The sequence below is a fragment of the Anabaena sp. UHCC 0204 genome, from assembly GCF_009711975.1.
GTDB lineage: Bacteria > Cyanobacteriota > Cyanobacteriia > Cyanobacteriales > Nostocaceae > Dolichospermum.
The window spans coordinates 13,209-34,697 of record NZ_VIKW01000042.1; the positions used below are offsets into that span (position 1 = coordinate 13,209).

Sequence of the window (21,489 nt, forward strand, 5' to 3'; positions counted from 1 at the left end):
GATTTTTTTGTTAATGTAATTTACAAACCGTTGAGTTCTGCTGCTAACAATGAGGCAATTTCCTCTTCTGATAAATCTTCTAATTCTTGATTAATGTTTTCTATTTCTTGAACATTTTCTGGTTCTATTTCTGAAAAATTAATTTCCAAAATATCCTGAATTAAGTAATTTACCATATCCCCAATTGTGGGATAATCAAAAGCACCTGTTGAGGGTATAGAACATCCTAAACTCACTTGTAAACGATTTCTCAAATCTACAGAAGTGAGAGAATCCATTCCTAAATCAAAAAACCCTTCTTCTAAACCAATTTTCCTAGATTGACTTAAACCTAAAACTCCAGCTACTTGGCGGCTGATATGAGCTTCTAACATGGCTCTGCGTTCACTAGGGATAGCTGCTTCTAATTCTTGGAGAAATTCTGATTGAGAAGTTAATTCTGCCTGATTTAGTTCTCGATATTTGGCTAAGAATGGCAATTTTTGATATTGTGGCTGATTTACTAACCATTGTGACCAATTAATAGAGAAAACACCAACTTGGGGAGATTGTGTAGATAACAAATCAGCCAAAGCTTGAAAACCAATCTCAGGAGAAATAGAAGTAATCCCTTGAGATTGTAACCGCTGTTGATATTGATCTCCTAAACGTGCAGCCATACCACCATCATTCCAAGGTCCCCAATTCACACTTAAACCCGGTAATCCTAATGCTTGACGGTGATAAACCAAGGCATCCATAAACGCATTTGCTGCGGCATAGTTCCCTTGTCCAGGAGAACCCAGTAAAGACGCTATGGAAGAAAAACAAACAAAGAAATCTAAAGGTAAATGCTTAGTAAATTGATGTAAATTCCAAGCCCCCTCTACCTTCGGCTGCATCACCCTAGAAAACCGCTCCCAAGTAATTTGTCGCAACATTCCATCATCCAACATTCCCGCCCCATGAATGACACCTTTTAAGGGCTTCCCAGATGCCTCAATTTGCTCAATAATGGCTTCTACATCTTGGGGTTGAGAAATATCTCCCAAGCGGACAGAAACCTGTATCCCTAAAGTCTCTAATTCAGTAATCTTAATTTGAGCATTTTGGGAAGGTTCATTTCTGCCCATTAATACTAAATGTCTCGCACCTTTTTCTCCTAACCACTGCGCTACGGAAAGTCCTAAAGCTCCCAAACCACCAGTAATTAAATAACTACTCTCACTATCAATATTAATTGCAGTTTGATTAGTAATTTTCCCAGAACCTAAACGCATTACCTGACGCACACCTTGACGATACGCAATCTGGTTTTCTATATCAACATCAGTAATTTCATCAAAGATGATATTTGCCACTTCTGCTGATTTTATTCCTATTTCTAAATCTAAACAACGACAATTAAATTCAGGATGTTCTAAAGCAACAACTTTTCCTAAACCCCATAATGGTGCTTGTTGCACTTGTACAGGTTCTTGATCATGATCAATTTGGTGTACACCCTGAGTTACTAAGCAAAGTTGAGAAAGTTTGGTTTCTGAATTTGCCACCATTGCTTGCACCAAATGCAGCACACTTCCACAACTAAGAGCCTGAGCATTTGTCAATGATTCTGTTGTTGTTTGCAAACTCCATAAATGAACTACACTATCTAATTTTTGTGTTGAGGATATTTCTTGAAGTAACTTTTCAAAATCTGCGGGTTTGCTAGGACATATTTGATAATGATTTTGATTTAATTTCTGATAATTTTCTCCTGGATAAACAACAATAGATTGATATCCTTGCTTTTCTAATTTGTGAGTTATTTCTGCGCCCATATTATGACTAGGTGCAAAAATCAACAAAGAAGAAGGGGACAGGTGATAGTTGACAGGTGACAGTGTAGAAGAAGTTTCTATTATTTCTCCCGTCTTCCCGTCTTCCCTCTTCTTTCTGTCACCTGTCACCTGTTCCCTGTCACCTATTCTTTGCCATTCTACCTGATAATACCAATCACTAAGATTAGGTTGCAGACTGCGACGCAAGACTTCACGGGAGGCTTTTCTGGCTTCAAAGTTGGTGATTTTGGCAATGATTTCTCCCTGGTTATCAAAGATGAGAAGATCACCAATGAGACTTCCTTCCTTATTTTGAGTTATTATGCGAGCATGACACCATAAATTACTGCTTTTTGGTTTTTGGAAGAATTGAAACTTTTCAATATGGAAGGGAATATAAATAAAGTTATATTTATCTATATGATCCAATTCATCTACTAATCCTTGACACATTCCTAAAACTTGAAAACAGGAATCAATCAAACCAGGATAAAGTTGATAATCATTGATTGTATCTGGTATTTCTGGGAGTTCCATTTGTCCGAGTGCTTCTCCCTTACCTTGCCAAGCTTTACCTATCCATTGGAATGCTGTTCCTAGTGTATATCCGGCTGTGTATAGTTCGTCGTAAAATTGCTTGCCGGGAACTATTTGTGAGCATCTTTTTTGAATATTTTCTACTTCTTGATTGGAAATAATTGTTTTCTCTATTTCCTGTTCTATTCTCAATAAACCAGTAACGTGATTTACCCAAGCTGTATCTGTTTCTTGATTTTCTTTTCCATGTTCTAGACTAATAATTTGAAACTGTCTTTGATTTTGATTTTCTGGTTCTATAACTATTTGTAAAATGCGATTTTTATCTTCTGGGATAACAGCAGCTTTTTGAAAAAATAACTCTTCTATTGTACAATTTGCAGTTCCCAATCCTTGTTTTACTGCTAGGAGAGTTAGGGCTATATGTGAAGCTGCGGCAATAATATTAATACCAAAGATACGATGATGTTCTTGGTGTGCAGGTGAGTTAATACTAATTTGGGATTCAAATCTAATTTGTGGAGAAAATGGTAGACGAAGACGTTCTCCAATAAGTGGCTGTTGGTTGGTTTTTCTGACTAGGTTTGTGGCGTTTGGTTCTACCCAGTATTTTTGTCTTTGAAAGGGATAAGTAGGAAGTTGGATTTTTTGACGTTGATAATCTGCGTCAAATCCTAACCAGTCAATTTCCGCACCTTGAATATATAATTGTCCTAAAGTTTGCAATATTTGTTGCCATTCTCCTGTTCCTGGACGGAGAGATGGTAGCCATATTCCAATATGATCAGATATACATTGTCTACCCATGCCTAATAAAGTGGATTTGGGTCCTATTTCTAGAAATACTTCATAACCTAATTCTATTAAAGTGTTGATACTATCTGCAAATCTCACTGGTTGAGAAATATGACTTACCCAATATTTGGAAGTAGTAATAGTAGCATCTGCTTTTTGTCCAGTTAGGTTAGAAATTAGGGGAATTTTCGGTTGATTGTATGTAATTTGTTGAGCTATTTTCTCAAATTCTGCCAGCATTGGTGACATGAGAGGAGAATGAAAAGCATGAGATACTTCTAAATATTTAGTTTTAATGTTTTGCTGTTCTAGTTGATTGCAAATTTCTCTAATAGCTGCTTTTTCTCCAGAGATAACAATGCTATTTGGTGTGTTGTAAGCAGCAATACTTAGTTGTTTATATGGGGCAATAATTGGTTGAATTTGTGCTGCTGTGGCAATAATGGCTACCATTTCTCCTCCCGTTGGTAGCTGCTGCATGAGTTTACCACGATAGGCAATTAGTTTTAATCCGTCTTCTAAACTGAATATTCCAGCTAGACAAGCGGCGACATATTCACCTACACTATGACCTATAACTATATCTGGTTTAATTCCCCAAGATTGCCACATTTGTGCTAAGGCATATTCTATGGCAAATAAGGCAGGTTGAGTATAGGCTGTTTGATTAATTAAGTTTGTTTCTGTGTACAGGATTTCTATTAGTGGTTTTTCTAAATATTGATTGAGTATTCGATTACATTCTTCTATAGTTTTTCTAAATATTGGTTGAGTTTCATATAGTGATTTTCCCATTCCCACATATTGCGAACCTTGTCCTGTGCATAAAAAAGCGATTTTGGGAACTCGTCGAGAAAAGCCTCTAATGGTATTTTCATCTTGAATATTACTAAGTTGAGTAATTAGTTCTTGTTTATTTGATGCTACGCAACTTAATCTATGTTGAAAATGGGATCTGCCGACATTAGCTGTATAGCAAATGTCAGCTAAACTTAAATCTGGATTATTTTCTAAATGCTTTTGGTAACATTTGACTAATTCTATTAAAGCAGCTTCTGTTTTTGCGGAAAGAGTTAATAAATGTAGTGGACGTTTTGTTATATCTTCAGTTTTAATTTTTAATTGTTCTGGTGCTGATTCTAAAATTACATGAGAATTTGTGCCACTAAATCCAAAAGAACTCACACCCGCAATTCGCGTTTTTCCTGTTAATTTCCAAGGAGTTGCTTTTGTGGGAATTACAACGGGCAAATCTTGCCAATTTATATAAGGATTTGGTTTAGTAAAATGCAAATGAGGGGCAATTTTTTGGTGTTGTAATTGCAAAACAACTTTTATCAATCCAGCTATCCCTGCTGCTGCTTCCAAATGGCCAATATTTGTTTTTGCAGAACCAATAAATAAAGGTTTTTCAGAAGTATGATTTTTCGTAAATACTGCACTTAAAGCTCCAATTTCAATAGGATCTCCTAAAGATGTTCCTGTACCATGAGCTTCAATATAATTAACTTGAGAAGCTTTGACTCCTGCATTGGTTAAGGCTTTGCGAATAACTGCTTCTTGTGATGGTCCATTGGGTACTGTTAAGCCGCCGCTGGGTCCATCTTGGTTAACAGCACTACCACGAATTACTGCTAAAATATTATCATTGTCAGCGATCGCATCTGATAATCTTTTCAGGACAATTACACCACAGCCTTCACCACGAACATAGCCGTTAGCACTAGCATCAAATGTCTTACAACGACCGTCAGGAGCTAACATTCCTGCTTGGGAAAATGTAATAGTGACATCGGGAGTCAACATCAAATTTACACCCCCAGCTAAAGCCATATTGCACTCGCGCTGTCGTAAACTCGCTACTGCTAAATGTACCGCTACCAAGGAAGAAGAACAAGCGGTTTCTACTGCTAAACTTGGTCCAGTTAATCCTAAAATATAGGAAATTCTGCCCACCGCAGCACTAAAAGCATTACCCGTGCCGAAATAAGCATCTATATTTTCAGTACCAATAAATCTCTGAGAATAATCACTGCTACTAATACCCACAAAGACACCAGTTAAACTATTAAATAGCTTTTGGGATACTTGATGAGCATTTTCTAAAGCTTCCCAACTAACTTCTAATAATAACCGTTGTTGGGGATCTAAACTGAGAGCTTCTCTAGGAGAAATACTGAAAAAATCAGTATCAAAACTATCAACTGATTGATTAATGAATCCCCCGTCACGAGTTGATATTTTTCCCGGATTTTGGGGATCAGAATTATAGTATTGATCAATATTCCATCTATCTTGAGGAACTTCGCTAATTCCATCTATTCCATTTTCTAAAAGCTGCCAAAAAGCATCAGGAGAATCAACACCACCAGGAAGTCTGCAACCCATACCAATAATTGCTATAGGTTCTTTTTTCTGCTGTTCTAATTTATCCAATTTAGACTGTAAGCTTTCTAATTGGAGGAGAGCATTTTCCATTAATACTCTATAATCTATGTTTTGAGAATTTTCTGTCATAATTATTTTTTTACTGGTTAATTTCAACTGTTTAAAAGATATCTATAAATTCAGATAATTTATCCAAAAATATCAATCATCTTCTTCTAAAAAATCATCATTATTTTTATTTCCCAAAGCTGCTAATCTTGCTGATAGCAATTGAGCTAAATCATTCTGAGTCATTTCTTGAAAACGATCTGATGAATCATTTTCTACTTCTATTTTTTCCTCTGGGAGAGCAAATTCCAGTGACAATACATCATTTTGTAAATAATTTACTAATGCTTCCAAAGTGGGATAATCAAATAAAACCGTTGAACGGACAGAACAAACTAAACTTGATTCAATAATATTTTTTAATTCTACTGCCATTAGTGAATCTATGCCTAAATCAAATAGTCGTTCTCTGAGTCCTATTTGTTCTGGGTTTTTCATACCTAGAATTTTGGCAATCTGCAAACGAATATGAGCTATTAATAACTCTTGTCTTGTTTCAATAGCGGCTTCCTCTAACTGTTGAATAAATGTAGATTTTTGAGATGGTAATAATGGCTCATTGTCCACCAATGTTTCTAATAACGGCATTTTTGTACCCCCAGACAATTGTCTCAAAAACTGTGACCAATTGATAGAGAAAACACCAACTTGGGGAGATTGTGTAGATAACAAATCAGCTAAAGCTTGAAAACCAATTTCAGGAGAAATAGAAGTAATCCCTTGAGATTGTAACCGCTGTTGATATTGATCTCCTAAACGTGCAGCCATACCACTATTATTCCAAGGTCCCCAATTCACACTTAAACCCGGTAATCCTAACCCTCGACGGTGATAAACCAAAGCATCCATAAACGCATTAGCCGCTGCATAATTACCTTGTCCAGGAGAACCCAATAAAGACGCTATGGAAGAAAAACATACAAAGAAATCTAAAGGTAAATGCTGGGTACATTCATGTAAATACCAAGCCCCTTCTACCTTCGGCTGCATGACCCTAGAAAACCGCTCCCAATCCATTTGATTTAACATTCCATCATCCAACACCCCCGCACTATGAATAACACCCTTTAACGGCGTTCCAGACATCTCAATTTTCTCGATCATCTCCTGCACATTTGCTAATTGAGAAATATCTCCTGACAACACAGAAATTTTTATCCCTGCATTTACTAATTTATCAATTTGAGTTTGAGCATTTTGAGAAGGTTCATTTCTGCCTATTAATACTAAATGTTTTGCACCTTTTTCTCCTAACCAATGAGCTACAGAAAGTCCTAAAGATCCCAAACCACCAGTAATTAAATAACTACTTTCACTATCAATATTAATTGTAGTTTGATTACTAATTTTCCCAGAACCTAAACGCATTACATGACGCACACCTTGACGATACGCAATCTGATTTTCTCTATCAACATCAGTAATTTCATCAAAGATGATATTTGCCACTTCTGCTGATTTTATTCCTATTTCTAAATCTAAACAACGACAATTAAATTCAGGATGTTCTAAAGCAATAACTTTTCCTAAACCCCATAATGGTGCTTGTTGTACTTGTACAGATTCTTGATCATGATTAATTTGGTGTACACCCTGAGTTACTAATAACAACTGCGGTGATATTTTTGTGAAATTCGATAGCATTGCTTGTAATAAATGCAAGACACTACCGCAAGTCATTTCTTGAGCATTTGTTAATTTGTCTATTGTTGTCCCCAAACTCCACAAATGTACTATTCTCTGTACACTGGTTTCTTCAACTATTGCTGATAGTAATTTGTGAAAATCCGCGGGTTGAGTAGGAGATACTTGATAATGATAGTTATCTAGTTTTTGATAATTTTCTCCTGGATAAACAACAATAGATTGATATCCTTGCTTTTCTAATTTGTGAGTTATTTCTGCACCCACATTATGACTAGGTGCAAAAATCAACAAAGAAGAAGGGGACAGGTGATAGTTGACAGGTGACAGTGTAGAAGAAGTTTCTATTATTTCTCCCGTCTTCCCGTCTTCCCTCTTCTTTCTGTCACCTGTCACCTGTTCCCTGTCACCTATTCTGTCACCTATTTTTTGCCATTCTACCTGATAGTACCAATCATTGAGATTAGGTTGCAGACTGCGACGCAAGACTTCACGGGAGGCTTTTCTGGCTTCAAAGTTTGTGATTTTGGCAATGATTTCTCCCTGGTTATCAAAGATGAGAATATCACCAATGAGGCTACCTGTCTTGTCTTGATTTATTTGCTGAACATGACACCATAAATTACTACTTTTTGGTTGTTGGCAAAATTGAAACTTTTCGATATGGAAGGGAATGAAAATAAAATTATTTGTATCTATATGATCTAGTTCATTTACTAATCCTTGACACATTCCTAAAACTTGGAAACAGGAATCAATTAAACCAGGATAAAGTTGATAGTCATTTACTGTATCTGGTATTTCTGGAAACTGCATTTTTCCTAGTGCTTCCCCGTTGCCTTGCCAAGCTTTATCTATCCATTGAAAGGCTGTTCCTAAAGTATATCCGGCTGCGGTTAGTTGTTGATAATATTCCTCACCTTTAATTATTTGTGAACATCTTTTTTGGATATTTTCTATTTCTTGATGAGAAATAATTCTATTATCTATTTCTTGTCCTATTTTTAATAACCCAGTAACGTGCTTTATCCAAGAAGTATCTTGATTTTCTGTTCCTGTTTCTTGGCTGATGATTTGAAAGTTATTTTGGGTTTTATTTTCTGTTTCGATAATTATTTGAATAGTGCGGTTGTTCTCTTCAGCAATAACTAGAGGTTTTTGAAAAAATACTTCTTCTATAGTACAGCTTGAAGTATTAAATCCTTGTTTTACTGCTAACAGTATCAGAGCAATATGTGAAGCTGCTGCTAATATATTGATATTAAAAATTCTATGGTGTTCTTGGTGTGGGGGGTTATTGGTTGCTAGTTGGTTTTCAAAGCGAATCTGTGATGTAAATGGTAAACGTAACTGTTCTCCCAGTAGTGGATGTTGGTGAGATTTTCTATGTTGTTTAACTAGGTTTGTGGTAGGATGAGTATAATGATTTGTTTCTAACCAATAACGTTGTCTTTGGAAAGGGTAAGTAGGAAGTTGCACTTTCTGACGGTGATAATCTGCGTCAAATCCTAACCAGTCAATTTCCGCACCTTGAATATATAATTGTCCTAAAGTTTGCAATATTTGTTGCCATTCTCCTGTTCCTGGACGGAGAGATGGTAGCCATATTCCAATATGATCAGATATACATTGTCTACCCATGCCTAATAAAGTGGATTTGGGTCCTATTTCTAGAAATACTTCATAACCTAATTCTATTAAAGTGTTGATACTATCTGCAAATCTCACTGGTTGAGAAATATGACTTACCCAATATTTGGAAGTAGTAATAGTAGCATCTGCTTTTTGTCCAGTTAGGTTAGAAATTAGGGGAATTTTCGGTTGATTGTATGTAATTTGTTGAGCTATTTTCTCAAATTCTGCCAGCATTGGTGACATGAGAGGAGAATGAAAAGCATGAGATACTTCTAAATATTTAGTTTTAATGTTTTGCTGTTCTAGTTGATTGCAAATTTCTCTAATAGCTGCTTTTTCTCCAGAAATAACAATGCTATTTGGTGTGTTGTAAGCAGCAATACTTACTTGTTTATATGGGGCAATTATTGGTTGAATTTGTGCTGCTGTGGCAATAATGGCTACCATTTCTCCTCCAGTTGGTAGCTGCTGCATGAGTTGACCACGATAGGCAATTAATTTTAATCCGTCTTCTAAACTGAATATTCCTGCTAGACAAGCGGCGACATATTCACCTACACTATGACCTATAACTATATCTGGTTTAATTCCCCAAGATTTCCACATTTGTGCTAAGGCATATTCTATGGCAAATAAGGCAGGTTGAGTATAGGCTGTTTGATTTATTAAATCTGTTTCTGTATACAGGATTTCTATTAATGGTTTTTCTAAATATTGATTGAGTATTCGATTACATTCTTCTATAGCTTTTCTAAATATTGGTTGAGTTTCATATAGTGATTTTCCCATTCCCACATATTGCGAACCTTGTCCTGTGCAGAGGAAGGCTATTTTGGGGGATTTATTGCTAGTTAATTGACCTTGTAAAGAGATTTCCTGGAACGTTTCTACATCTGCTATTCCTGTCAAGAAAATATTCAATTGGTGACTTAACTGGAGATTTGATTCGGCAATTATAGCTAATCTGTGGTCAAAATGCGATCGCCCTGTATTGGCTGTAAAAGATATATCTGCAATAGATACCGCTGGGTTTTGACTTAAAAATTCCTGATAGTTCTGCACCAAATCCTGCAAAGCTTGTTTACTTTTCCCGGAAAGTGTCAAAAGATGCAAAGGACGTTCTTGAATATGATCTCCATTCTTTAATTGTTCCGGTGCTGATTCGACAATTAAATGCACATTTGTACCACTCATGCCAAAGCAGCTAACTCCGGCTAAATTTTGTCCATCTTTTCCTGTCCAAGGCGTTAATTCGGTAGCAACTGCAATTGGTAACTTGTCCCAAGGAATATAGGGATTAGGATTTTTAAAATTCAGATGTGGAGGAATTTGTTGATGTTGCAAAGATAAAATTACTTTAATTAAACTAGCTACACCAACTGCTGCTTCCAAATGTCCAAAATTAGTTTTCAAAGAACCAATCATCAAAGGATCTTGCTTTGACCGATTTTCGCCGAAAACTTTTCCTAATGCTAATACCTCAATGGGATCTCCCAAAGGTGTGCCTGTACCGTGTGCTTCCACATATTGGATCTGCTCTGGTTTTACCCTAGCATTGGCTAATGCTTGCTTAATGACGGCTTCTTGAGCCGAGCCGTTAGGGGCTGTCAACCCGTTACTTTTACCATCGTGGTTGGCAGCAGAACCGCGAATTACTGCCAGAATGTTATCATGATCGGCGATCGCATCTGATAATCTTTTCAGCACTACCATACCACAGCCTTCACCCCTAGCATAACCATCAGCCGCAGCATCAAAGGTTTTACAGTGTCCGTCCGCAGACAAAGCCTTGGTTTTGCAGAATAAAATGGTGGTAATTGGGGAAAGCATCAAATTCACCCCACCGGCTAAAGCGAGATTGCATTCACCCGAACGCAGACTTTGACAAGCTAAATGAATACCCAACAACGAAGATGAGCAAGATGTATCTAACTGCATCGTTAAACCCTGTAAACCCAGGATATAAGCCAAACGACCGATAGCGATACTCCGCGCAGTCCCAAAACCACTGTAAGCATCAAGACGGTTTAAATCATCAAAATTGATACTCAGTTGAGAATAATCATCCGCACTCATCCCTACAAATAGCCCGGTTTGCGTGCCTTTGAGTCCTTCTGCGGCTATTCCCGCATTTTCTATCGCTTCCCAAGCAACTTCTAGAAGTAGCCTTTGTTGGGGGTCCATGTCTATGGCTTCGCGGGGAGAAATGCCAAAAAATTGTGGATCAAATTGATCTACTGCATCTAAAAAACCGCCATAGCGAGTATACATTTTACCAGGAGCATCTGGATCAGGATCATAATAACGATCAACATCCCAACGTTGAGCCGGAATTTCTGTAATTGCATCTTCACCATTTGCTAATAATTGCCAAAATGTTTCCGGATTTTTGACACCTCCAGGAAACCGCAACCCCATCCCAATAATAGCAATCGGTTCGGTTTTTTGGCGCTCTACATTTTCTAATTGAGTGCGGGCTTGCTTGAGGGCATTTAGTAACCGTTGTAATGTGGCATTTTGATCCTGATTAGATGCGGAAATATTACTCATTTCCTTTGCTCCAATAAATTTTCTAACTCTGATATTTCCTGATTAATTAATGCTTCCAGATCCAATTCAGCAGGCTGATTTTGGTTACTAGAAATTGGCTTTTCCAAGGGCAAATCTGGGATTTGATTAGTTAAATATTTACATAAAGATTCAATAGTTGGAAAATTCCAAATTATAGTAGCTTCTAAAGGACGATCTAACCATTCTTCCAATTCTTGAGCTAATTCAACAGCCATAACTGAATCCATGCCATAATCAGCAAAGGATTTCCCCACATCAATTTTATTGATATCTATTCTTAATTTTTCAGCTAACCATTTTTCAATCCAGTTTCCTACAGATTCAAAAGAATTTTTGGTACTTGGTACTATTTCCTTTGGTAACTCTGTGTGAACGTCATTCGGAAAATTATTAACTGTTCCCTGTTCCCTGCTCTCTGTTCCCTGTTCCCTGTTCCCTGTTCCCTGTTTTAATAATTGATCAAGATCAGTATCTTCTCCTGCTAAAACTTGTTCTATATCGCCAATAGTGTCAGTGTAATTATATATCTGATTCACAATCACATTAGCATCATCTCTAATTAATTCGGCTGGTGTTCCATTTAGTAAATTAGTAAGTTTCTGTTCAAAATTTAATCTTGCCCAAGTGAATGCTCGTTGTAAATGATCAGCATCACATCGGTTGATTTTTCCTGCTAATGCAGCCAAAAGAATCGCCCAAGTTGTTAATTCACCAGTTCGTAGATACAACCATTGTCGGCTCTCCACATTATTTTTAGAATTAGTAAACTGAGCATTAATTTGTGTTACTGCTGCTTTGAGAACTTCAGCAATTTCCGGCGCTTCTAAACCGACACACAAGAAATTATCTAATTCTGCGCTTTTGTTTAAAATCCGTGATCCCAAAAACATATTTAATGTTTCCGTCGGACCTTCAAAAATGCGAAGTAGTCTCGCATCTCTGAGAATTTGGGGAGCAATATTCGTCTCTATATAACCCCGACCACCTAATAATTGTACTAAATGATCAGCCGCTTGCCATAAAAATTCTGGACCTGATGTTTTACAAGCTGCATAGGCTTCTTCAGGAAGAGAATAACCCTGATCTAATAAATCCGCAATTCTAAAAACTAGAGTTTCTAAAGTTGTAATAGCCGCTGTAATTTCCGTTAACCAATTTAATGTTAAAGGATTATCTATTAAACGACCTGTAGAAATAGAACGGCGTGAACCATAGCGCAGCATCAATTGAGTACAACGTTTCATCCCCCCAATACTCATTGCTCCTAAACCTAATCGTCCGAACATCATCGCATCTTGAGCAACTTCTAAACCTCCGCCTAATTCCCCTAATAAATGTTCAGAAGTCACGCTCACATCATCAAGATATATCTTATTTTGCACCATGCCTCTCATGCCCATTGTCAAGGCTTCTGGACCTTGGCGCAATCCTTTTGTCCCTTGACGAATCATGAAACCAGTAATCCCAATTGGTTGATGATTTTCATTCAGTAATTGCACAAAAACATTGATAATTCCCGCCCATGCACCTGTACCAATCCATTCTTTTTGACCACGCAACCGCCAACCACCTTGAGAATCGGGAATTGCTTGGGATAAAATGCCTCTAGGGTTAGAACCGGCACAGGGTTCGGTAATTGCAAAAGCCCCTAATTCACGACCTTGAGCAATTAAAGGCAGAAATTGATCCCGGATACTAGATGTAGCGTAGTTCATCAAGGGACGAGTTCCCAAAGCATGATGAACACCGACAAAAGAGGCCAGAGTGAGGTCAATGGCGGCGAGTTGTTCAATTACCCGTAAGGTGTCACGATTACTGAGAGCGATTCCTCCATACTGTTCGGGAACTTGCATTCCCAAAATCCCCCGATTTCCGAAATCAAGGACAATATAAGGCGGAATGCAGCGACGTTCATCAATTATCCTGGAGTTAATCCGTTCTCCTGCATAGTTCCGCAGCCAATTAATCAGATCATCGGCACGGGATTTGCTGTTATTGGCGACAACTGGGAGAGAATTTCGTGGAGATTGTTGTATAGGTTCTGACTGCCAACTCCCTACCACACTGAAACTATCTGCTAAAAATGCTGCTCGACAAGCTTGGCGCTGGATTTTGCCACTGGATGTCTTGAAAATACTGCCTGTTTTCAGTAAAACTACGGCATAAATTTGTAATTCATGGTGAATAGAAACTACTCTGCGGATAGCTTCAACTACTTCATCAACATCAAGTTTACGGATATAAGTCCGTTCTACTTCTTGGGCAATAACCAGTCTTTCTTCACCATCTACTTCTACTGTAAATGCTGCCCCGCTGCCTGGTTTGAGGGCTGGATGACTGTTTTCTACTGTTAGTTCAATATCTTGGGGGTAATGATTACGACCACGGATAATAATGACATCTTTAATTCGTCCGGTAACAAATAATTCACCATTCTGCACAAATCCTAAATCACCAGTGCGGAGAAATGGTCCGGCTTTGGTATCTGCTAAATAGGCGTTAAAGGTGGCTTCTGTCTGTTCTGATCTTTGCCAATAACCTTGGGCTACATGGGGTCCTGATACCCAAATCTCTCCCACTTGATTAGCCAGACAACGAGTTAAGGATTCTGGATCAGCGATGATGATTTCTTGCTCTAACCATGTTTGCCCACAACCAACGATTTTTCGGCTATTTTGCGGTTTTGTGGTGGTAATAATCTGGTTTTGTGCTAGGGCTGTTTCGGCTACTGAAATCATCACAGGATCTGCTGTTTGTAAGCCGCCAGAAACTAATAAAGTTGTTTCTGCCATGCCGTAACAGGGATAAAATGCTTCTGGGCGAAAACCACAGGATGCAAAGGTGGTAGTAAATTTTTCCAGGGTTTGGGCGTGAATGGGTTCTGCACCATTAAAGGCTACTTGCCAACTACTTAAATCTAAAGTTGCTATTTGTTCTGGTGTGATTTTACGAACACACAAATCATAAGCAAAGTTAGGTCCTCCTGATGTGGTGGCTTTGTAGCGAGAAATAGCCGCTAACCAGCGATATGGCTTTTGGATAAAGTCTACTGGTGACATTAAATAACATGGTATCCCCAAGTACATGGGCTGGAGGACATTTCCTATCAATCCCATGTCATGAAATAAGGGCAGCCAACCAGCAAAAATAGTGCTTTGATCATGATTAAAGGCTATTTGAATCATTTGCTCGTTGTATAGCAAATTACTATGACTCACCATTACGCCTTTTGGTGTGCCTGTAGAACCGGAGGTGTATTGCAGAAAGGCCAGTGTATCGCTGTTAATTGCTGGTTTTTCCCAGTTTAAGGCTTGGTCAGTATGAATATTATCTGTTGCTAAGGATTTTAATATATTGAATTCGGGATTTTCGCTGATCCGCTCCTGTATATTTGCCAATAAACCTGTAGTTGTTAATACTGCTGCTGCTTGGGCATCTCTGATAATTGCCTCTAGCCTAGACATATTCTGATTACGTCGGGGTGGATAGGCGGGAATGGCTACTACACCAGCATACAGACACCCAAAGAATGCACAAATAAATTCTAACCCAGATGGATACAGTAGTAATACTCGATCACCTGGTGCTAAAAATGACTGGAGTTCAGAAGCGATCGCTCTGGCTTTTGTATCTAACTGTTGATATGTCAAACTGTCTGATTCTATTTCCCCATTTTCCAGAAAGGTATATGCTGTCTGGCTCGGATGGTATAATGCTCTTTTCTGTAGCAGGTCTACTAGAGTGTTTGGGCAATAATTCAGATCAATCGTCATTTGGCCTCTATGACAAAATTGTGCAGTTATCAGCAAGTCTATGATTTTGGCAGCTATTTATAAAATACCTGACATTTAGGCTAGGCATTGCTAGTATTTATTGGTACTAATTATGCAGTGTATAGTGAATCACTATGACTTGCAAGCAGTCTGACTTAAACTTTCAGTAGCATGGTAATCATAATTTTGTCAATTAAAAACAGTGAATTTTAAATTAGCACTAAAATAATTGCATTAGTTCCTGGACTTTGGCAAGATATTTCAGTAATTATTTTAACTTTACTCGTGATCAGTAATATTAGGTAACGTTGTCTGCTATATAGTAGCTTAACTGTTAGCTAATTTTGAATAAGCAAATGAAAACAGGCTAAAAACCAATTTAGCGCCATAAATTTTCACAATACTGATAGAATTTACAGCTAAAATCCAAAACAATTGCACTAGGTAGGTAATATATGGTGAGACGCTTAGAAATTACAAGGGTAAAAGATGCCAACTATAGCACTCTTAAAAAAGAAACTGAGAACTTTCAAAAACCAATTATTTATAATTTAAATGACAATGATATATCACGAATTCAAGCATTAAAAAATACTCTCATAAATTTTGAACAAAATTACAAAGAACAAGTTTTTAAGAGCAATGATAATTTAAGCGATCTCAATAATATTATGGAATACTCCAGAGGGGAAGATTCTCGTGGTAGTAAAACTTATTCCACATCTCTATTCTTTTTCACCAAGGATAAAATTCTCTCGCCAATTGGATTTAAAGATGAGAAATACAATCATCAACTAGAAAATATCATTCAATTCTTTTTTAATACAGAATTCTTTCGAGAAAAACTAGTGGATTCTTCCCTTCTGCAAAAAGTAATTATATTCATAGGCTTAAAGAAAGGGATTTTTGGCAAATTTATTCTATCCAATTTATCTACTATAGTCAATGGTAATACCTGGTGTAGTCAAGGTAATACTAATACCTTCATTCATGCAGATCATGGCTTATGTAACTTTTTTGTACAATTAGCAGGAAGGAAAAGATGGTGGATAGCTTCTCATTTTCAAAAAAAGGAATTATTAGAATCTGTATTTCAATGTGATCTAACTAAACTAAATTTAAGTGACACTAGTTTAGATAATTTAGAATACTATGATTTTGAGCTTCAGGAAGGGGAAATATTGTATTTACCTACTAATTGGTTACATGGTGTAGTTTCTCCACCAGGGCTAAACTTATCTTTGTCCTTTCTGTTTCCAATGACTGTTCTAGAACTTGTGAAAAATTTGCTGTACTGGAAATCTATAGGAGTACCTTTAAATAACACTAAAAAGAGTAGTCTTATAGAAGATAAAAGTTTGGCTGATTTAAATGCTGAACAAGCTGAGACATTTAATACTGTGAAATTTTATCTGCGTGAACATAAGTTTGCTAAGAGAAAAATACTTGCTCATGAGCCTGAATTTGTATCTGGGCTATATGATAGTGATAAACTCAATAAAGCAATTACGGGGGCTGAATAATATTTTTCATATTGTCAGCGATCGCAGGTGATTATTTTCAGTAATTTAGTAAAATCAAAACTATGAGTAAAAATCATAGTTATTAATAGTAGCAGTGCGAAACCGTCAACTCCCTTATTTCTTATTCTCCTTGACTTTAGTTGTGATCATTGGCGTTGTTAAGTTCTGGAATAAATTACCAGATTACCCCTGTGAAAACGGGGGATTTATGGTTAGCCAAACTACACAATCTTATCTCCATCCTGAGAAAGTTGTGGTTCGTCCTTGGTTAGGTCAGCATCATGTATATGCTGTGTTTATGCTGCCAAATAATTATGTATATGATCGTTTGATCACAATTAATTTACCAGTCAATAAAAAATTTTGTGGAATTACCATCAATCCTAGTCAAACTATAGACGAAATCAATGCTAAACCAGGACATTATTTAGTCAAGGGATATTTACAAACACGCACCGCATTGAGACTTATTTCCACAGGTAAAATTAACGACTTAAAACAAATCAAGAGTTGGCAATTAGGTTATGGCAAAAAGAATTAATAGCCTCTAGGTAAGCCCTCACCAAGAGGATCTGCTACTGCTTCTAAAGTAGCATTTCCATTACCCATATCAATTATTCTTACTCACAAAGACAAACCCCCGTGTCTTCCCTGCTGTTGAATCAACTGTATTCATTGCTTTCCATAAATCTGCTGTTTTTACCCAAACTGGGGGATATTTATAGCGAGAAACATCCATAATTAAAAATCTATCTGTTAACTCATTATATGCTGCCAAAGGCGAAATATGTCCACCTCTTTCTTGACCAATTTCTTTACGTAAATAGTTAATAACAACAAAGTTTTTTGTTTGTTTTAAATTCTCTGCTGCTAACTTACGAAATTCTTCTAAACTCGTATCACCAGCATGATAAACTTTAACTTGTACATTGTAACTTTCTAACAATCCTCCTAACTCACTTAAAGTCATACCTTGACGAGAAACAATTTCCGAAGTTACTACATTTCTAGTTTTTTCATTACTAAAAAAGTTATCTTGAGTAAATACCCGAAATGGTTTATATTGGGGTGCTTCTGGTGCAGGGATTTTCAAGCTATTTAGCACCATAACAATACTAGCAACTCCACAATATGCCTGATTATTTTGTGTGACAAATTGTGTACTTAATGGAAAAAAATCACTTTTTGATTTACTCGCAATCAATAAAGTTTCCCCTTCCGGAGTATCAAAACTAATTAAGTTAGATGAAAGTGGTAATGTTTGAGCAAAAACATTGCCTCCAGCTAAACAAATACCCAGAATTATAACTCTAATTGATGTTTTAATAGAACAAATTACCCTCAATTTCATAATTCATTTTTAACCTAATTGTAAATTTTTTAATCACAAAAGCAAGCCATACTTCTATGGTTTTGTTAAATCAACATTCCGGCGATCGCAGCAGTAATGAAACCTGCTAATAATCCGCCAATCATCGTTTTTACACCCATACGTGCTAAGTCTTGTTGACGATTGGGTGCGATGCCACTCATACCACCAATAGTAATTCCAATCGAGCCAATATTAGCAAAATTGCATAAGGCATAAGTAGCAATAATTGCTGAACGTTGAGAAATTTCTTGTTTTTTAATCAGTTCTCCTAAATCCAAATAAGCAATAAATTCATTGAGAATCGTTTTTTTACCTAATAATACCCCAACTTGTCCACAATCAGCCCAAGTTATCCCCATTAACCATGCTAGAGGAGACATAACAAAAGATAACATCCATTCTAAAGATAATTGTGGATAACCTACCCAACTTCCCAACCAACCTAAACAGGCATTTACAGCAGCCAATAAACTCAAAAAAGCAATAACTATTACCCCCACATTAACCGCTAATTTTACACCTTCAATTGCTCCTGAAGTTGCTGCATCAATAGCATTAACATAATTACTCTTAATCTCTATATCAACTTTCCCCTTAGTTGCCGATACATCTGTTTCTGGATACATTATTTTTGATACTATTAAAGAAACAGGAGAAGTCATAAAAAAAGCGGCAATTAAATGTTCTGATGGCATCCCAAAAGACAGATAAGCGCCTAATACTCCACCGGCAATAGTCGCAAAACCTCCAGTCATCACAGCGTGCAATTCAGATTGAGTCATAGTTGCTATATAAGGCTTAACCATGAGTGCTGCTTCTGTGGGTCCCAAGAAGATATTTCCAGCGCAAGATAAAGATTCAGATCCCGATGTTTTCATAGTTTTCATCATTACCAATGCTAGGGCATTAACAACCCTTTGCAAAATACCATAGTAGTAGAGAATACTAATAAATGATGAGAAAAAGATAATGGTTGGGAGAATTTGAAAAGCAAAAAAATGATCTTTAAAGTTTTCACCAAAGACAAATTTTGCTCCCACATCAGAGAAAGCTAAAAAATTACCAATGATATCTCCTAAAGATTTAAATAAATTCAAACCCCAAGGCGTTTTGAGAATTACTAAAGCCAAGATAAATTCCAAGCCTAACCCCCAAGCAACTGTACGCCAACGCACACCACGACGGTTAACAGAAAGGGCATAGGATATACCGATAAAAACGAAGAGTCCTAAAGTAGAAATAACACGTTCCATATTCAATGAAATTATTGATATCTCTACTTTACATCTTTATGTGAATTAAGTTAATCCCATTATTTGCCGATAATGAGGGGCTAATTTAGCTACAGTTGCTGATTTGGGATGTGTTTCCCAGTGATTCCAATTGAAAATTTCTTGTTGCAATTCATCAACATTAATTGTAGTAATTTTCCCATTATTAATAATTTGCTTACCATTTACCCAAGCACTATTAACAACATTGACAGTACGAACTAAAACTAATAAACCCAGGGGATCTGTCCGAGGAAGTAATGATAAATTGTTGAGATCATATAACACTAAATCGGCTTTCTTGCCAACAGTAAGCGAACCAAGTTGATCTTCTACATTCAAACCCTTTGCACCTCCTAAAGATGCCATTTCTACAGCTTGACGTGGTGTAATCCAGTGGTGATAATCTAGTTCTGTAGTATTGTGCAGAATAGAACCAATTTTAATAGCTTCTAACAAGTCTTGAGAGTCATTACTAGAAGCACCATCACAACCAAAAGTCACATTTACTCCTGCTTGGATATATTTGATAATTGGAGCGATACCACTGCCTAAACGGAGATTACTTAAAGGATTATGAACAACTGTAGATTGAGTTTGGGCGAGAATATTAATATCAGATTCGGTTAACCATACACAATGTGCTAAACTTGTGGAACTGTTCAAAAAACCAAGATTTTGTAAATGTTCAACCGCAGTACAACCATATTTCTCTTCAGCTAGTTTTTCCTGGGCTTTAGTTTCTAATAAATGGGCATGACGACAAAGATTGTACTTATTACTTAATGCCATACATCCTGTAAATAAAGCATCGCTACATAACTGAATTCCTGTTGGTGCAACTAAAATATTAATTCCTGCTTCCGGTTGATGAAATTGCCTTACTGCTGTTTCAACAATGGCTAAAGTTTCCCCAGTAGAACGAAAATAAGATTCATGATTTGGTTGTGAATCTCCATTGGGTATACTCATACTCAAAGATTGATCTTGAATTAAAGGGGCAATAAAAGCCCGAATTCCTATTTCTTGATAAGCGCGAACTGCTGCGGCAATGGTTTCTAATTCTTGTCCAGGAATTAATACTAAATGATCTACTAAACTTGTTCCTCCAGAAAGTAAAGTTTCTACTGCTGTTGCCAAGGCACTGAGATAAACTTGTTCTGTATTTAAAGGAGTAAAATCATATAGATGTGCTAACCATAATTCTAGAGGTAAAGGGGGAATTATTCCTCGTTGCCACATTTCTGAAGAGTGAGTATGGGCATTGAAAAAACCAGGTAGTAAAAGTTTATTTTCTCCATTAATTGCTGTCCCAATTATCTCTAAATTAGGGGCAATAGCGGTGATTTTACCATCTACAACCTGTACATCTGTAGTTATGTAACTATTTGTAACGCTAATTAAAGTGTTTTTAATTGTAAAAAAATTCATGATTTTAACCTTAATTAAGTAACTTCCTTTAACATGATTCCAGCTACAAGTTAAACAACGATATTGAGAATCGGCATTTATGAATCTACCCGTTCGGAAATTAGGAGTTATTCCCAACGCTTGGGAAGTAAATCAGACATTTGCAGATATTACCCGTCCTCAAAAAACTCCACAACCAGTTATTTTAACAACAGAAACTAAAACTCTCCGTTGCGACTTGTCCAAAGCTGCTATCATAGTGATTGATATGCAAAACGATTTCTGTCATCCTGATGGTTGGTTAGCACATATTGGTGTAGATGTCACTCCTGCCCGGCAAGCGATCGCACCTCTGCAACAATTATTACCACAACTTAGGGTTGCTGATGTGCCGATCATTTGGTTAAATTGGGGAAATCGTCCCGATTTACTGAATATCAGTGCGGGGTTACTGCACGTATACAACCCCACAGGAGAAGGTGTCGGATTAGGTGATCCCTTGCCCAGCAACAGTGCTAAGGTACTTATGAAGGGAAGTTGGGCTGCTGCGGTAGTGGAAGAACTAGAACAGCTACCAGAAGATATCCAGGTTGATAAATATCGCATGAGTGGATTTTGGGATACACCTTTAGATAGTATTTTGCGAAATTTAGGTTTAAC

The 21,489-nt window shown here is 37.0% G+C and carries 9 protein-coding genes; 3 read left to right on the forward strand and 6 right to left on the reverse strand.

What is annotated here, in order from left to right:
* Positions 1 to 20: 20 nt before the first annotated feature.
* The 3 genes from FJR04_RS22260 to FJR04_RS22270 all read right to left on the reverse strand — a co-directional run bounded on the left by FJR04_RS22260 (position 21) and on the right by FJR04_RS22270 (position 15,253).
* Positions 21 to 5,651, reverse strand: coding sequence for a type I polyketide synthase (locus FJR04_RS22260; protein WP_168498914.1), 5,631 nt, complete (start codon positions 5,649 to 5,651; stop codon positions 21 to 23).
* 72 nt (positions 5,652 to 5,723) lie between these two features.
* Positions 5,724 to 11,459 (reverse strand): type I polyketide synthase, encoded by a 5,736-nt coding sequence (locus FJR04_RS22265; protein WP_168498916.1) that lies wholly within the window; start codon positions 11,457 to 11,459, stop codon positions 5,724 to 5,726.
* On the reverse strand, positions 11,456 to 15,253 hold the full coding sequence (locus FJR04_RS22270; protein ID WP_168498918.1) for an AMP-binding protein: 3,798 nt from the start codon (positions 15,251 to 15,253) through the stop codon (positions 11,456 to 11,458). Before FJR04_RS22270 ends, FJR04_RS22265 begins: the two co-directional genes overlap by 4 nt.
* A 458-nt stretch (positions 15,254 to 15,711) precedes the next feature.
* On the opposite strand from FJR04_RS22270, the gene FJR04_RS22275 reads away from it, so the two are divergent.
* Together FJR04_RS22275 and FJR04_RS22280 are read left to right on the forward strand one after the other, a co-directional pair.
* Positions 15,712 to 16,776, forward strand: coding sequence for a cupin-like domain-containing protein (locus FJR04_RS22275; protein ID WP_168498919.1), 1,065 nt, complete (start codon positions 15,712 to 15,714; stop codon positions 16,774 to 16,776).
* A 94-nt stretch (positions 16,777 to 16,870) separates the two neighbouring features.
* Positions 16,871 to 17,317 (forward strand): hypothetical protein, encoded by a 447-nt coding sequence (locus FJR04_RS22280; RefSeq protein ID WP_168498921.1) that lies wholly within the window; start codon positions 16,871 to 16,873, stop codon positions 17,315 to 17,317.
* A gap of 69 nt (positions 17,318 to 17,386) precedes the next feature.
* On the opposite strand, the gene FJR04_RS22285 is transcribed toward FJR04_RS22280, so the two are convergent.
* The 3 genes from FJR04_RS22285 to FJR04_RS22295 form a co-directional block, all read right to left on the reverse strand.
* Positions 17,387 to 18,127, reverse strand: a complete 741-nt coding sequence (locus FJR04_RS22285; RefSeq protein ID WP_168498923.1) for a phytochelatin synthase family protein — start codon at positions 18,125 to 18,127, stop codon at positions 17,387 to 17,389.
* A gap of 65 nt (positions 18,128 to 18,192) precedes the next feature.
* Complete coding sequence (locus tag FJR04_RS22290) at positions 18,193 to 19,401, reverse strand: NupC/NupG family nucleoside CNT transporter (RefSeq protein ID WP_168498925.1); 1,209 nt, start codon at positions 19,399 to 19,401, stop codon at positions 18,193 to 18,195.
* A gap of 45 nt (positions 19,402 to 19,446) precedes the next feature.
* Positions 19,447 to 20,850, reverse strand: coding sequence for an amidohydrolase (locus FJR04_RS22295; RefSeq protein WP_168498928.1), 1,404 nt, complete (start codon positions 20,848 to 20,850; stop codon positions 19,447 to 19,449).
* A 79-nt stretch (positions 20,851 to 20,929) separates the two neighbouring features.
* On the opposite strand from FJR04_RS22295, the gene FJR04_RS22300 reads away from it, so the two are divergent.
* The coding region (locus FJR04_RS22300) for an isochorismatase family cysteine hydrolase (RefSeq protein ID WP_168498930.1) at positions 20,930 to 21,489 on the forward strand (560 nt) is incomplete at its 3' end.

Excerpts from the sequence above, each read along its gene's own strand:
- FJR04_RS22285 (WP_168498923.1), bottom strand. The coding sequence starts at position 18,127 with ATGAAATTGAGGGTAATTTGTTCTATTAAAACATCAATTAGAGTTATA.
- FJR04_RS22260 (WP_168498914.1), bottom strand. The coding sequence starts at position 5,651 with ATGACAGAAAATTCTCAAAACATAGATTATAGAGTATTAATGGAAAAT.
- FJR04_RS22265 (WP_168498916.1), bottom strand. The coding sequence starts at position 11,459 with ATGAGTAATATTTCCGCATCTAATCAGGATCAAAATGCCACATTACAA.
- FJR04_RS22295 (WP_168498928.1), bottom strand. The coding sequence starts at position 20,850 with ATGAATTTTTTTACAATTAAAAACACTTTAATTAGCGTTACAAATAGT.
- FJR04_RS22270 (WP_168498918.1), bottom strand. The coding sequence starts at position 15,253 with ATGACGATTGATCTGAATTATTGCCCAAACACTCTAGTAGACCTGCTA.
- FJR04_RS22290 (WP_168498925.1), bottom strand. The coding sequence starts at position 19,401 with ATGGAACGTGTTATTTCTACTTTAGGACTCTTCGTTTTTATCGGTATA.